Below are 14212 nucleotides of genomic sequence, written 5' to 3'. Positions count from 1 at the left end.
ACGGGAGCAGCCGCCTATGGTTTCTCCACGAAAAACAATTGGTTCAACGGCGTGGTAAAATTGCAACGGCTCTTATTGGGCAGTCCAGCCGCCGTCGATACTCATATTGGCGCCCGTGATATTGGCCGCCGCATCACTGCACAGGAAGAGCGCCATGGCGGCAACCTGATCCACGGTCACGAATTGCTTGGTTGGCTGTCCAGCGAGCAGCACATCATTCATCACCTGCTCGCGCGTCATGTTACGCGCCTTCATCGTGTCGGGGATCTGGTTCTCGACCAGCGGCGTCCAGACATAACCCGGTGAGATGCAGTTGGCGGTGATGCCAAATGTGGCGAGTTCGAGGCCCAGCGTCTTTGTGAACCCGGCAAGTCCGTGCTTGGCCGTCACATAAGCGCTCTTGAAGGGAGACGCCGTCAGGGAATGAGCGCTGGCCGTCTGGATGATGCGCCCCCACTTTTTCGACTTCATATAGGGAATGGCGAGGCGGGACGTGTGGAAGGCGCTGGTCAGATTCAGCGCGATGATGAGGTCCCATTTGTCGACCGGAAAATCCTCGACCGCGGCGACATGCTGCATGCCCGCATTGTTGATGAGGATATCGACGCCGCCGAAGGTGCTGGCCGCTTCCTGCATCATCGCCTCGATCTCGGCGGCTTTGGTCAGGTCGTGCCCGCTGTAGAGCGCCTTGGCGCCGCTCGCCTGCTCCAGCGCCTGCCGTTCCTGCTCGATCGCAGCGCTGTCGCCGAAGCCGTTGATGATGATGTTCGCGCCCTCGGCCGCGAGGGTCTTCGCATAGGCAAGGCCGATGCCGGAGGTGGAGCCCGTGATCAGCGCTGTCTTTCCGGCGAGGGACCTGGTCATGCGTTTTTCTCCTTGAGAGTATCGGGGGCCTGGAGGTCGAAGGTGGCGCTTTTGCCGTTCGTGATGTTGCGGGCGATCAGGTCGCCCTTGTGCATCACTTCTTCGACGGCGTCGCGGCCCTGGCTCCAATGATCCAGCATGGTGGAACGGGAAAATTCAAAGTCGCGGGCGCCACTTTCCCAGGCGCGACTGCGGTAGATGAGGTGGACGATGTTGACCGAGCCACGGTCGAGATATTCGCGCAGGCGCAGGGCGTCGGCATCGTCCTTGAGGTCAGGCGGCAGTTTGTCGAGCAGCGCCTTGATCGCCTTATGCTCGCGGCGCAGGCGTAGATATTGATCAGTGACCTGACGCGTCCGGCTGGAATATTGAATGTCCTTGGCGCGGGAATAAACGTCCGTCATCTGGCGCGGCATCGGACCTTCGGCGGGGAAAAGATCGACCTGAAAGACGAGCATGTCGTCATTTTGATGTTCCAGCACGTGCGCCAGGGGCGTGTTGGAAACGAGACCGCCGTCCCAATAATGCCGCCCATCTATTTCCACCGGGGGCAGGCCGGGGGGAAGCGCACCCGAAGCCATGATATGGCGCGCGTCGATGCGGGTCCGCCCGTCGGGGCCTCGCGTGTCCCAATAAGCGAAGTTGCCGCTTTCTACATCCACCGCTCCGACCGAGAGGCGGACAGGGCCGTCGTTCAGAAGGTCCCAATCCACACAGGCGTCGAGCGTTTCCTTGAGGGGCGCGCTGTCATAGAAGCTGATTGCCCCCGGCGTGCCTTCGGGCATCATCACGGAAGGCCAGAGGCGAGGGCGGAACATGCCGGGCACGCCGAAGGTGGCAACGGCTCCCGCCGCCATCAAATGCGCCGCTTCACGAATATGATCGATTTCGGGCAGGACGATATTGGGAAGGCCGCCGGAAACCGTCAGCCAGAATTTCTTCATCCTGCTGATGCGGCGGTGCGGCGGATTGCCCGCTATGATCGCGGCATTGACAGCGCCGATCGAAATGCCCGCGACCCAGCTGACGTCGATGCCAAGTTCATCAAGACGCTGATAAACCCCAGCCTGGAAAGACCCAAGGGCGCCACCACCCTGAAGCAGCAGCGCAACATCGTGGGGCAAGGGGAGCGGTGTGCTCGCCCGGCGCGGAATGGAAGGATCGATATCGGCCATGTCGCAGTGCAATATAACGACTGGCGCGCGGGTGCCAACTTAATGTGCTGCAACAATCCGATAAGCTGAAAGCAACCAACTCCATATCGCAGCCGTTCCAACCTTCACGCTGATCGGATAGGCATGGGATGAAAGAGAGGGCGTCATGCGGCTGGACGACGAACGGGAAAGCTCCAATTTCGAGGTGCAAAGCGGCCGTGGCGGCTTTGGTGGCGGGCTGGGCGGTGGCCTTGGCATGCTGTTGCCATTTATCGGCAGCCGTTTTGGTTGCGGCGGGATTGTCGTCGCGCTCATCATCCTGATGGTGATGGGGGTTAATCCGCTGAGCTTGGTTGGTGGCGGGGGCGGCGTGCAGCAGGATGTGTCCGTCAGTCGTGATCCGCAGAAATTGTCGGAAATTCAGCATTGGTCGTTGAAGGTGCTGGGATCGACGGAGAAAGTATGGGGCCAGATTTTCCAGCAATCGGGGCAGCAATATCAGCCGACAGTCCTGTCTTTTTACTCGCAGGCTGGCGCGTCGGGCTGCGGCGCCGCGCAAAGTGCGATGGGTCCATTCTACTGCCCCAATGACAAGAAGGTGTATCTGGATACCGATTTTTTCAATGAACTACGCCAGCGCTTTGGCGCGCCGGGTGACTTTGCCCAGGCCTATGTGATCGCCCATGAGGTCGGGCATCATGTGCAGGATCTGGAAGGCACTTTGGGACAGGTGCAACAGCGTCAGCGCAGTGTGGGCGAAGAGCAAGGCAATGCCCTGCAAGTGCGCGTCGAGTTGCAGGCGGATTGCTATGCAGGCGTGTGGGCGAAACGCACGGGCCTGATGGAAGCGGGCGATCTGGAAGAAGGCATGACCGCCGCGCAATCCATTGGCGATGATACATTACAAAAGGCGGCGGGACGGCGTCCTGTGCCGGAAAGCTTCACCCATGGATCAAGCGAGCAGCGGATGACCTGGCTGCGCAAGGGGCTGGACAGCGGTGACCCGGCGCAATGCGATACTTTTGCCGGGGCGGGGCGCTGAAAAGCGCTCTAAACTGTCAGAAGGGGCGGGCTTCCGAACTTGTTGCGGTATCGCTGCTTCCGGCTTCGCTCGCGCCGGGCGGCGGTTCGCCGGGAAGGCCGTTGCCGGGCGTGAGGAAGGGCTTGCCCGCTTCCGGCATGGGCTGGCCAAAGGATACGGCAGGAGGGGCCTGCTCGACCGGCATTGGCGCTACGAAGGATTGTTGGCTGGGCAATGGCTGTTCAACCGGAGGCTGCGGAACCATGGGTTGAACCACGGGAGCTGAGGGCGTCGCCGAAGGGTGCGGCGTGATGCCCTGAACCAACATAACGATTATTGGGGCGCTGACCAACGTGATGGCGGCGAAAGCCTTGTAGAGCATGCAGGCACATCCTGAACCAAAGACGCGCTGTTTCTAGTGGCTTTCGGTAAATAAAATCCTGCGCAGCCGGTTTAATGACGGTCCAGTTTTTTCAGCAGGTCCATCATATCCGATGGCAAGCTATCGCGCTTGGCGCGGAAGGTAGCCTGCAATGCGTTGCCGATGCCTTCATAGGGCTGAGGAACGCCAACCGTCAGGAATTTGCGATCAGTGGTCTTCCGCCCGTTGCCAGATCGGCTCACCGATTTACGCTGCATTTCCATGTTTCTACAACGGGCGGCAACGGGAAAAGTTTCTGGCATTCATTTGAGGCTCGGGCGATAGCGGCGGTATGACAGAAGAGACTGCGGTGGTGGACTGGACGGCGGCAATGGCGCGGATGCGTGGGCATTCGCCTTTCCTCGCCAGACAGATGGACAGGTTTCCCGAAGTGGTGGACCTGCTGGCGGTCGGAGATGTTGAGGCTGCGCTCAAGGCCGCACGCGACGTGTCGGGAGCGGAAGAGGAGATCGCCAGATCGCTGCGGCGGCGGAAGGGCGCATTGTCGCTGGTCACGGCGGCGGCGGATCTGTCGGGCGCCTGGGACTTGGATCGGGTGACGCGTACCTTGTCGGATTTTGCTGACCAGGCTTTGGAAGAAGCGCTGCACGCCACCTTTGCCGAGCGGTATCCGGGTGCGGAGCCGAAGGGGTTTGTCGTGTTGGCATTGGGCAAGCATGGCAGCCGTGAGCTGAATTATTCGTCCGATATCGACCCCATCCTTCTCTATGACCCGGCGATCCTGCCGCATGGGGAGAGGGAAGACCCGGCTGATGCGGCAGTGCGGATCGGCAGGCGGGTGAGCGAGCTTTTGAATGCGCGGGACGGCGATGGCTACGTCTTTCGCGTCGATTTACGGCTGCGTCCCTCTCCCGAAGCGACGCCCATTGCGCTGCCGGTCGAGGCGGCGATCGGCTATTATGAATCGACGGCGATGGGGTGGGAGCAGGCCGCTTTCGTCCGCGCGCGACCGGCGGCAGGCGACCTTGGCCTGGGCGATTATTTCATGCAGCAGATCCGCCCTTTCGTCTGGCGGCGGAGCCTGGATTTCGGTGCGATCGACGCGATCACCGACATATCGCGACGAATCCGCGACCATTATGCGCAGGGTCAGGCTTTCGGGCCGGGTTATGATCTGAAACGGGGACGTGGCGGCATTCGGGAAGTCGAATTTTTCGCGCAGACCCATCAATTGATCCATGGTGGGCGGGACCCGGCGCTAAGATCGGGCAATACGCGCGAGGCGCTTCGAGCGCTGGCGGCGGCAGGGGTCTTCGATCCGGAAGTGTCGCGCAAGCTGGACGAAGCCTATGTGCTGTTCCGCACGATCGAGCATCGATTGCAGATGGTCGAGGACCGGCAAACGCATGAGCTGCCCAAGACCATCGAAGCGATGGACAATGTCGCGCGTCTGCATGGCCTGAACAACGGAGCGGAACTGATCGAGCTGCTGCGCCCGAAGGTGGAATGGGTGGGAGCCAATTACGATCAGCTGACACCTGCTGAAAAATCAGAGTCGCTGTCGCATGACGAGGACCGGCTGGCGGCGCAGCTGGCGGAAATGGGCTTTGTTGATCCGCAGGCTCCGGTTGCGCGGATCGCTCGCTGGCGCACGGGCAGCATCAGGGCGTTGCGCAGCACGGCTTCGCGGGAAGCGCTGGAAGATTTACTGCCGGGATTGATGCGCACGTTGGCGGCCGCCCCCGATCCGGTGCGGGCGCTGAATCGCCTTGATGACCTGATCGGCAGGTTGCCGAGCGCCATCAACTTCTTCAAGCTGCTTGCCGCGCGGCCGGGGCTTGCAGAGCTGATGGCGGAGTTGCTCAGTCATGCGCCGACGCTGGCGGATGCGCTGGGACGACGGGCTGAGCTGCTCGATGGGCTGATCGATACGTCCGCTTTTGATCCGCCGCCTGCCGTGGAGCAACTGGCCGCTCAGTTCGCGCAGTTGGAAGCGGGGGAGGATTATCAGGCGCTGCTTGATCGGGTGCGGCAGCGGGTTAACGACCGGCGCTTTGCCCTGGGTGCGCAGATTATTCGCGGTGGCGATCCGCTGGAAGCAGGTCGTGGCTATTCGCGGGTGGCGGAGGCCGCGATCGAGGCGTTGGCGAGTGCGACCGTCCGGGAATTTGAGGCGGTGCATGGGCGGGTGCAGGGTGGCGAGATGCTTATCCTTGCGCTTGGCCGATTGGGTGGCGGCGTTTTGACGCATGCTTCGGATCTGGATCTGGTTTTTCTTTTTTCCGGCGATTTCATGAAGGAATCCGATGGAAGAAAGCCGTTGGGGGCGACGCAGTATTTCAACCGGCTGGGGCAACGCATAACCAATGCGTTATCAGTGCAGACGGCGGCGGGGCCGCTGTATGAGGTGGATACGCGGTTGCGGCCGTCGGGCGCGCAGGGGTTGCTGGCGGTCAGTCTGGACAGCTTCGCCAAATATCAGCGCGAGGAAGCGTGGACCTGGGAACATCTGGCGCTGACGCGCGCGCGGCCGGTTTTCGGGTCGGACAGCGGCCGGGCTGCGTTGAGCGCGATATTGGCCGACACTTTGGAACGGCCGCGCGATTTCCCGGAGTTGGCGCGTCAGGCGGTGAAGATGCGCCGGGATATCGCCGCGCACAAACCGCCTGCCAGCGAGTTGGACGTCAAGCTGGTGCCGGGGGGGTTGGTCGATCTGGAGTTCCTGATCCATGTGTCGCAGTTCAAGCATAATATGGCGTTCAGTCCCGACTTGCGCGCGGCTTTGGATGAGCTGGTCGAGGCGGGTCATCTTCCAGCAGACCTGATCGATGCGCATGACCTGATCACGCGTTTCCTGATCGTGTCGCGGCTGGTTTCGCCCAAATCGACCGAGCCGCCGGAGGCCACCCGGCCAGTCGTTGCGCGGGCGTGCGGTGTGGAAAGCTGGGACGCGCTGCTTGAAAGCTATGCGCAGGCCCGGCAAAGGGTGAGCGATGCCTGGGCAGCGCTGTCCGCGCCCTATTCGGAGGAAGAAGATGCTGGAAGCCGGTGATGCCCTGCCGAGCGTGACGTTGAAGGACGCCGATGGCGCCGACTTCACATTAGATCGGTTCAAGGGGAAGCCGGTCGTCGTCTATTTCTACCCCAAGGCCGATACGCCCGGCTGCACCAATGAGGCCAAGGACTTTACCGAGCTGGCGGGTGACTATGCGGCATTGGGCGTGCCCGTGGTCGGCATTTCCAAGGACAAGCCCGCCAAGCTCAAGAAATTCGCGGACAAATACGGCCTGAACGTGACGCTCGCATCCGACGAGCCGGGCGAGGCGTGCGAGGCGTTCGGCACTTGGGTCGAAAAGTCGCTCTATGGCCGGAAATATATGGGGATTGAGCGGGCGACCTTCCTTGCGGATGGGACGGGCAAGATTGTGCGCGTCTGGCCCAAGGTGAAGGTGAAGGGCCATGCCGCCGAAGTGCTGGAGGCCGTGAAGGCGCTTTGAATTTGCCGGTCGAAATTGAGAGCGTGGGACGGGCCTGCGCTCATGTGCTGGTGACGTCGGAGCCACGGGACAAGCTGATGGCGGCGCGCGCGGTCGCCCGTGCCTGGAGGCGGGGCCGGTTGGCGCATCGGTTCGATGCCGCGATGCCGGACACGCCCGCCCGGCCTGATGCCCCCGCCCTGCTACCCGCCAATCAGATGCCCAAGCGCGGCAAGATCGGTTCCGACCGGTCGCGGATCGCTATGTTGCATGCCCTGGCGCATATCGAGTTTGTCGCGATCGACCTGGCATTCGACCTGATTGGCCGGTTCGGGAGCGAGTTTCCGCAAGCCTTCGTCGATGACTGGATGCAGGTGGGCGCGGAAGAGGCGATGCATTTCGCGCTGCTGGACCGGCGTCTGCGGCAGATGGGAAGTTTCTACGGCCAACTGCCTGCCCATGACGGCCTGTGGCAGGCCGCTACCGAAACCGCAGGGGATGCCATGGCGCGGCTCGCCATCGTTCCGATGGTGCTGGAAGCGCGCGCGCTGGACATCACGCCCGCCACGATCACGCGTTTCGAAGGCGTGGGGGACGAGCCATCCGCACGCATGCTGCGCCGCATTATGGCGGATGAGATTCGTCATGTGGCGGCCGGGACAAGCTGGTTCGGTCATGCGGCGAACCGAGAGGGGCTGACCCCCGCAAATCATTACCAAATCCTTGTAAAACGCCATTTTCGCGGGTCGTTGAAGCCGCCGTTCAACGACTCGGCGCGTCGACAAGCCGGTTTAACGCTGGATTTTTACGGCGCGCTTGCACAATGAAGCGGGAAATGTCCTTTTGATGACGCGGGTGGCGATCTAGGTCGCATTTGGTCAACACGGGGAGCGCCGAGAGGCTCAAAAAGCCTCCGGAGGATAAGTCGGGGTCGGCATGTTGTTTCTTCGTTCGAATAAAGCGCGTAGCGCGCGATGGTTCCTGTCTGCGTGTAAATCCATTGGAGCTATGGGCGTAGTGAGCGCATTGTGCGCCGCAATGCCTGCACAGGCCAAGGCTGTCGCGGATGACCCCTATGGCGATGCTTCGGAAATCAATAGCAGCGCGCTTGGCCCGGCAGATGTGGGCTTTTCCAATCTTTTCTCCAGCCTTCAGCGGCTGGACGGCGGCGTAAAGGCAGCCAGCAACAATATCCCGACCGGGCGGCCCGTCGAAAAACTGTCGCTGACGTCCAACTTTGGCGTTCGTTCCGACCCGTTCAACGGCGGCGCGCGGATGCACAAGGGTATCGATATTCCCGGCCCCGTCGGCACCCCGGTCTACGCCACCGCAGACGGCATTGTGAGCCGCGCCGGTTGGGCGAGCGGCTATGGCAATCTAGTGCAGATTTCCCATGGCGGCGGTCTTGAGACCCGTTACGGTCATATGTCGAAGCTGATCGCGGCCCCCAACAGCTATGTGCATCGTGGCCAGTTGATCGGCCTGATGGGATCGACCGGGCGTTCGACCGGCAGCCATCTGCATTATGAAGTCCGCGTGGACGGCCAGGCGATCAACCCGATGCCGTTCGTCGTCGGTCCCGATGTTCTCGTAGCGATGAACACGAAACCGCCCATTGCCATGGGTGGCCCGACGAAAGCGCAGGAGCATGACGCGGAATAATCCGCGCTACGCCGCTTATCCTTTGCAAAGGCTCGGCTCCGATGGGTTGCCGGGCCTTTTGCGTGATCTTATCTAGGCGCTATGGCTGATATCGACCTGACCCCTTCCGCCGCTGCCCGCGTGGCTGCGATTGCCGCCAAGCAGGGCAAGCCCGCGATCCTGCGGCTGGCCGTCGAGGGTGGCGGATGTTCGGGCTTTCAATATCGTTTTGGGCTTGCCGATGCGGTGGAGGCGGAGGATGTGGCGGTCGAACGGGACGGCGTGACGCTGGTCGTCGATGATGTGAGCCTGGATCTGGTGCGGGGCGCGGCGGTGGACTTTGTGTCCGACCTTGGCGGATCGGCGTTCAAGGTGACGAACCCCAATGCTACTGCTGGCTGCGGTTGTGGGTCGAGCTTTTCGATTTAAGCACGGCCTGTGCTTTTGTTCGCCTTTGACGCTTTTACCCGTTCGGGCTGAGCTTGTCGAAGCCCGCTTCTTCCTGAAGAGAAATAGAGTCCTTCGACAGGCTCAGGGCGAACGGTGCTGAAGAATTGCACCACCAAGCGCTATCACCGGCTGTCTGTCCCTTGTCTAAGGGGGACTATTCTCTTTAGGGATGCGCGGGAGGAGAAAAGCCCCATGCGCATCGCGACCTTCAACATCAACGGCATCAAGGCGCGATTGCCGCGCTTGCTGGAATGGCTGAACGAGACGCAGCCCGATGTCGCCTGCCTTCAGGAAATCAAGACTTCGGATGAGACATTCCCGCTGAAGGACATTGAGGATGTCGGCTATGGAGCGATCTGGCACGGGCAGAAGGGCTTTAACGGCGTTGCCATCCTGGCGCGCGGCGAGACGCCGGTAGAGGTGCGCCGGGGGTTGGAAGGCGAGCCCGAGGACGAACATAGCCGCTATATCGAAGCCGATGTGAAGGGCGTCCGGGTCGCCAGCATCTACTTGCCCAATGGCAATCCGCAGCCGGGGCCGAAATTCGATTACAAACTGCGCTGGATGAAGCGGCTGCGCGACCGGGCGGCGGAGATTTGGGCGGAGGAAGTGCCTGCCATTCTTGCTGGCGATTATAATGTCATCCCGCGCGACCGGGACGTTTATTCGGTCAAGGCCATGGCGGACGACGCGCTGATGCAGCCGGAAAGCCGGGCCGCTTACCGCCGCCTGCTGGGCGACGGGTGGACCGACGCGCTTGCGAGCCGACACCCGGCGGGTGGGGTGTGGACTTATTGGGACTATCAGATGAACGCCTGGCCGCGCGATGCCGGTTTCCGGATCGACCATCTGCTGCTGAGCCCGGCGGCGGCCGATCGCCTGATCGACGCGCAGGTAGACAAGGATTTTCGCGGGCGCGAGAAGGCGAGCGACCATGCGCCGACATGGGTTGAGCTGAGCGCGTAATCAGGCGCGGGCGGCTTGCGCCACGCGGATGCCGGGACGGGCGGATGGGTCGGCCAGCTCATGTGCCTGCCATCCGGCCGCGTCCCGGCTATATTCGACATGGTGGCCGCGCTGAAAGCTGGCGCCGTCCCAGACGATGACTTGCAACTCGATCCGGTCGTTGCGGTGGACGTGGAGCCAGTTGAAGCTTTGCGGTTCGGCGTTGCGAAGGCGGGTCGATGTCGCTGTTCCCGCTTGAATCACTAGCGCGCCGCCTGCGTCGGCGACCATCTTCTGCGCGGCTTCGGCATAGGTGCGGTGGAAATGACCCGCGAGGGCGATGTGGATTCCGGCTGCGGCTGCGGCTTCGACCGCGTCATCATGGCGGCCGACGGCTTCGCTGAGTTCGCCGCCCTTGCCAATCGGCATGGCGAAAAGGGGGTGGTGGGTGACGAGAATGCGCGTCTTTTCCGGCGCGACCGGGGCGAAGCGCTCTTCGATCATCTTCATCTGGTCATGGTTGATGCGTCCGTCCTTGATCGTTAGCGAACGGGCGGTGTTGATGCCGAGGATCGCGACATTTTCATCCTCATACCAGGGGCAAAGCTCATTGCTGATATAGCGTTTGTAGCGATCCAAGGGGGCGGCGAAACGGCGGACCACGTCATAAAGCGGCACGTCATGATTGCCCGGAATGACGAGCAGGCGCATGCCCGCCCCGCGTAGCCGATTGAGCCAGGCGGAAGCGGCGCGGAATTGATCGACGCGGGCGCGCTGCGTGAAATCGCCGCTGATGATGACGAGGTCGGGCTGGCTACGTTCGAGCCAGGCTTCGGTGGCGGATACTATTTTGGGATCGTTGGCGCCGAAATGGATGTCGGACAGGTGAGCGATGCGAGCCATGGCTTTCCAACGACTGTTCATGCGGATTTGTTGCGGCGAGGAGCCGATGGGGCTCTGGCGAGTTGTTGGGGCATGGAAACGAACTCCCTGCCGCGTGATGCGGCGCTGATCGTCAATGTCCACAGCCGGAAGGGAGAGGCGCTTTTCCAACAGGCGCGGGAGAAGCTGGAGGCGGCGGGGGTGCGCTTGATTGCGGCCCATGCGGTGCGCGATCCGGAACGATTGCAGGAGACGGTGCGAGAGGCGGTGGGCAGCGGGGCGCCGATGGTCATCGTTGGTGGCGGCGATGGATCTTTATCCGGGACAGTGGATGAGCTGGTGGGGAAGGATTGCGTCTTTGGCGTGCTGCCGCTTGGCACGGCCAACAGCTTTGCGAGGACGCTTGGCATACCGCTGGATCTGGAAGGGGCCGTGCAGGTGATCGCGCAGGGCAGACGGCGACGCATTGACCTCGGAATGATCGACCACGATTATTTCGTCAACGCGGCCTCGCTGGGGTTGTCGCCGATGATCGGGAAGACGGTGCCGCACAAGCTGAAGCGCTATCTGGGGCGGGTCGGCTATCTGCTCTGGGCGGTGAAATGTTCGGTCGGGTTCCGGGCGTTCCGCTTGACGATCGATGACGGTCAGGCCGAGCGGCGCATGTGGTCGACCGAGGTGCGGATATTGAACGGACCCTATCATGGGGGGGTCGAACTGTCCGATCGCGCTGACGTCGATAGCGGCGAGATCGTGGTTCAGGCGGTGGTGGGGCGTAGCCATGCTCGGCTGGCGTGGGACTGGTATGCCAAATTCTTCAAGCTGCGTGACAGGGATGCGCAGACGGAGGAGTTTCGGGGCCAGTCTTTCCGGATTGAGACGCAGCCTCGGCAGCGCATCTCCGTTGATGGCGAGGTGGTCGCGAAGACGCCCGCGACGGTGAAGGTGGCCGCGGGCGCTATCGACGTGGCGGTGCCGCGCTAGGCTTTCAGGCGAGGGTCTTTTCGTAGATCTGGTAGATTTTGTTCACCTTGCTATCGATGGCGTCGGCGATGGCGTTCATGCCCTGATTGTCGTCGAGCACCCAGCCGATCTCACCCCGCGTCGCGCCATAGCGACTGATCGCGTTGCGGCGGATATATTCGATCATCATGAAGGCGAGCTGGCTGGCGAGGCGGGACGATTGCAGCCGCTGGACCACGCCCATCAGCGGCACGCGCATGGTGCGGACTTGCGGCTTGCGTAGCCACCAGAGAAGCTTTGCCCAGCCGAAGGGGAGCAGCGAGCCGTTCAAGGGCGCGGTCGCTTCGTTGAGGTCGGGCAGGGTCATCATGAAGGCGACTGGCTCGCCATCCAGCTCGGCGATCATGATCAGGTCTTCGAACACGATGGGCTTCAGTTTCTTGCCGGTGTGGGCGACTTCGGCGTCGGTGATCGGGACGAAGCCCCAATTCCTGCCCCAGGCGTCGTTGAGGATGCCGAGCAGGATGGCCGCCTCCGCATCGAATTTCGACTTGTCGACCTGGCGGATGCGGATGCGGTCGCTCTTTTCGCCGGACGAGACGATCCGCTGGATGAGGGGTGGGAAGGGGTTGGTGATGTCGAGCTCATATGTTTTGAGCTGCTTGACGGGCTGATAGCCCGCGCCCTCGATCATCGCCTGATAGGCGGGGCTGTTGTGGCCCATCATCACCGTGGGCGGATGATCGTGGCCTTCGATCAGCAGGCCGGGTTCTTCCCAGATGGAGAGGGAAATGGGGCCTAGCACGCGGGTCAAGCCCTTTGTGCGGAGCCAGCTTTCTGCCGCTTCGATCAGCGCCTTGCCAGTTTCGGCGTCCTCCGCTTCGAAAAAGCCGAAATTGCCGGTGCCCGGACCCATGCCCTGTTCAATCGGCTGGGCGAGTGCAAGATGATCGATATGGGCGGAGATGCGGCCGACAACCTGGCCATCGCGACGGGCCAGGAAATATTGCGCCTCGGCATGGCCGAAAAACGGGTTCTTGCTGGACTCTATGACCCCGTAGACTTCGCTCTTGAGCGGCGGCACCCAGTTGGGGTCGTTGGCGTACAGGCGCCATGGCAAGTCCACGAACGCCTTGCGATCGGCCTTGGAAGTGACGGGGGTTATTACCAGATTCGAGTGAGCCACGGCAGAGCTTTCGCTAAAGGACCGGAGCAGTTCGGCGCTTGTTACGGGATTGTCAATCCGGTGTGCGCCTGATGACATAGCAAGGCGATACTGTCATGCCGCTGCCACGATTTCAGCGCATTTACCATTTAGGAGCGCCTGCATGACTGTGCATGATCCCATCATAGCGGGCGCGGCCGTCAAGCGCGCCTCGATCCCGGATGACGCCGCGATGCTGCGCGCCGCAGCGGAACTGTCGCGCGAATTTGCGGTGGCCAACCCGAGGATTTACTGGCCGGACCTGCTGGCGTCGGCGCTGATCGGCTATGCGGCGCTTGCCGGGGCGATTCTGGCCGACAATGTGGCGTTGGCCCTGTTGTGCGGACTGGTGGCGATGCTGGCGCTTTATCGGGCGGCGAGTTTCATCCATGAGCTGACGCATATCCGCAGGGACGCGCTTCCCGGTTTCCGGCTGGGCTGGAACCTGCTGGTAGGTATTCCGCTGCTGATCCCGTCCTTCATGTATGAGGATGTGCATACGCAGCATCATGCGCGCACCCGCTATGGGACGGCGAACGATCCGGAATATCTGCCGCTGGCGTTGATGAAGCCGTGGTCGCTGCCTTTGTTCATCCTGATCGCGTCGTTGGCGCCAGTGGGCCTGATCCTGCGCTATGGCGTGTTGGCGCCGATCAGCATCTTCGTGCCCCCGTTGCGGCGCAAGGTCGTTGCGGAGTTTTCGGCGCTGTCGATCAACCCCGCCTATCGCCGTCGCGCGCCGGAAGGGGAGTTTCGCCGCCGCTGGCTGTGGCAGGAGGCGGGCGCTTCGCTGTTCGCACTCGCCCTGATCGGCAGCGTGTTTGCCTTCGGATGGAAGCCTTTGCTCGTCTATATGGCCGTGCATTCGGGCATGACCGTCATCAACCAGTTGCGCACGCTGGTCGCGCACCTTTGGGAGAATGAGGGCGATGCGATGACGGTGACGGCGCAATATCTGGATTCGGTGAATGTGCCGCCGCCTTCACCGCTGGCCGCAATCTGGGCGCCGGTGGGCCTGCGCTATCATGCGCTGCACCACCTGTTGCCGAGCGTGCCTTATCATGCGCTGGGCAAGGCGCATGCGCGGTTGATCGCGGCCTTGGGCGAGGATTCGCCTTATCATCGCGGCAATTATGCGGGCATGTGGCCGCTGGTGGGGAAGATTGCGCGGAGTACGATGGTTCGGCGCTGAATTTTTTGGTTCACGCTGAGGCGCTGAGGCGCGGAGGA

The 14212-nt window shown here is 62.0% G+C and carries 15 protein-coding genes; 9 read left to right on the top strand and 6 right to left on the bottom strand.

All coding sequences use genetic code 11. The features are described 5' to 3' along the window. Positions 1-72 precede the first annotated feature (72 nt). Together IZV00_RS07755 and IZV00_RS07750 are read right to left on the bottom strand one after the other, a co-directional pair. Positions 73-864 (bottom strand): 3-hydroxybutyrate dehydrogenase, encoded by a 792-nt coding sequence (locus tag IZV00_RS07755; protein ID WP_196224134.1) that lies wholly within the window; start codon positions 862-864, stop codon positions 73-75. After that, positions 861-2039, bottom strand: a complete 1179-nt coding sequence (locus tag IZV00_RS07750; protein WP_196224133.1) for a patatin-like phospholipase family protein — start codon at positions 2037-2039, stop codon at positions 861-863. Before IZV00_RS07750 ends, IZV00_RS07755 begins: the two co-directional genes overlap by 4 nt. 145 nt (positions 2040-2184) lie before the next feature. Between IZV00_RS07750 and ypfJ the strand changes: the two genes are divergently transcribed. Further along, positions 2185-3060 (top strand): KPN_02809 family neutral zinc metallopeptidase, encoded by an 876-nt coding sequence (gene ypfJ / locus IZV00_RS07745; protein ID WP_196224132.1) that lies wholly within the window; start codon positions 2185-2187, stop codon positions 3058-3060. Positions 3061-3076: 16 nt separating this feature from the next. Here the strand turns inward: ypfJ and IZV00_RS07740 are convergent, their stop codons facing one another. Both IZV00_RS07740 and IZV00_RS07735 read right to left on the bottom strand, forming a co-directional pair. Continuing rightward, positions 3077-3421 carry a hypothetical protein gene (locus IZV00_RS07740; protein WP_196224131.1) on the bottom strand — a complete coding sequence of 115 codons (345 nt, stop codon included), beginning with the start codon at positions 3419-3421 and terminating at the stop codon, positions 3077-3079. Between the two features lie 71 nt (positions 3422-3492). Then, entirely contained in the window at positions 3493-3678 is a 186-nt protein-coding gene (locus tag IZV00_RS07735; protein WP_329604451.1) for a hypothetical protein, read from the bottom strand. A 74-nt stretch (positions 3679-3752) separates the two neighbouring features. On the opposite strand from IZV00_RS07735, the gene IZV00_RS07730 reads away from it, so the two are divergent. The 6 genes from IZV00_RS07730 (at position 3753) to xth (ending at position 9954) form a co-directional block, all read left to right on the top strand. Next, the gene (locus IZV00_RS07730; RefSeq protein WP_230463135.1) at positions 3753-6473 is read left to right on the top strand and encodes a bifunctional [glutamine synthetase] adenylyltransferase/[glutamine synthetase]-adenylyl-L-tyrosine phosphorylase; all 2721 of its coding nucleotides are present in this window, start codon (positions 3753-3755) and stop codon (positions 6471-6473) included. Continuing rightward, a complete protein-coding gene (gene bcp, locus IZV00_RS07725; RefSeq protein WP_196224129.1) occupies positions 6457-6918 on the top strand; it encodes a thioredoxin-dependent thiol peroxidase in 462 nt (153 codons plus the stop codon). The genes IZV00_RS07730 and bcp overlap by 17 nt, the downstream gene beginning before the upstream one ends. Continuing rightward, positions 6915-7724: a ferritin-like domain-containing protein gene (locus IZV00_RS07720; protein WP_196224128.1), complete on the top strand. Its 810-nt coding sequence runs from the start codon at positions 6915-6917 to the stop codon at positions 7722-7724. The genes bcp and IZV00_RS07720 overlap by 4 nt, the downstream gene beginning before the upstream one ends. A gap of 109 nt (positions 7725-7833) precedes the next feature. Then, the gene (locus IZV00_RS07715) at positions 7834-8559 is read left to right on the top strand and encodes a M23 family metallopeptidase (protein ID WP_196224127.1); all 726 of its coding nucleotides are present in this window, start codon (positions 7834-7836) and stop codon (positions 8557-8559) included. Positions 8560-8640: 81 nt separating this feature from the next. Then, entirely contained in the window at positions 8641-8967 is a 327-nt protein-coding gene (erpA, locus tag IZV00_RS07710; RefSeq protein ID WP_196224126.1) for an iron-sulfur cluster insertion protein ErpA, read from the top strand. A gap of 213 nt (positions 8968-9180) precedes the next feature. After that, complete coding sequence (gene xth / locus IZV00_RS07705; RefSeq protein ID WP_196224125.1) at positions 9181-9954, top strand: exodeoxyribonuclease III; 774 nt, start codon at positions 9181-9183, stop codon at positions 9952-9954. On the opposite strand, the gene IZV00_RS07700 is transcribed toward xth, so the two are convergent. Further along, positions 9955-10836, bottom strand: a complete 882-nt coding sequence (locus IZV00_RS07700) for a metallophosphoesterase family protein (protein ID WP_196224124.1) — start codon at positions 10834-10836, stop codon at positions 9955-9957. 72 nt (positions 10837-10908) lie between these two features. Between IZV00_RS07700 and IZV00_RS07695 the strand changes: the two genes are divergently transcribed. Next, entirely contained in the window at positions 10909-11799 is an 891-nt protein-coding gene (locus IZV00_RS07695) for a diacylglycerol/lipid kinase family protein (protein WP_196224123.1), read from the top strand. Positions 11800-11803: 4 nt separating this feature from the next. Here the strand turns inward: IZV00_RS07695 and IZV00_RS07690 are convergent, their stop codons facing one another. Continuing rightward, a complete protein-coding gene (locus tag IZV00_RS07690; protein ID WP_196224122.1) occupies positions 11804-12964 on the bottom strand; it encodes an N-acetyltransferase in 1161 nt (386 codons plus the stop codon). A 142-nt stretch (positions 12965-13106) separates the two neighbouring features. On the opposite strand from IZV00_RS07690, the gene IZV00_RS07685 reads away from it, so the two are divergent. Next, positions 13107-14174 (top strand): fatty acid desaturase family protein, encoded by a 1068-nt coding sequence (locus tag IZV00_RS07685; RefSeq protein WP_196224121.1) that lies wholly within the window; start codon positions 13107-13109, stop codon positions 14172-14174. Positions 14175-14212 lie beyond the last annotated feature (38 nt).

Source organism: Sphingobium sp. Cam5-1, from assembly GCF_015693305.1.
In the GTDB taxonomy this organism is placed as follows: Bacteria; Pseudomonadota; Alphaproteobacteria; order Sphingomonadales; family Sphingomonadaceae; genus Sphingobium.
This window is presented reverse-complemented; position numbering and strand designations above follow the sequence as displayed.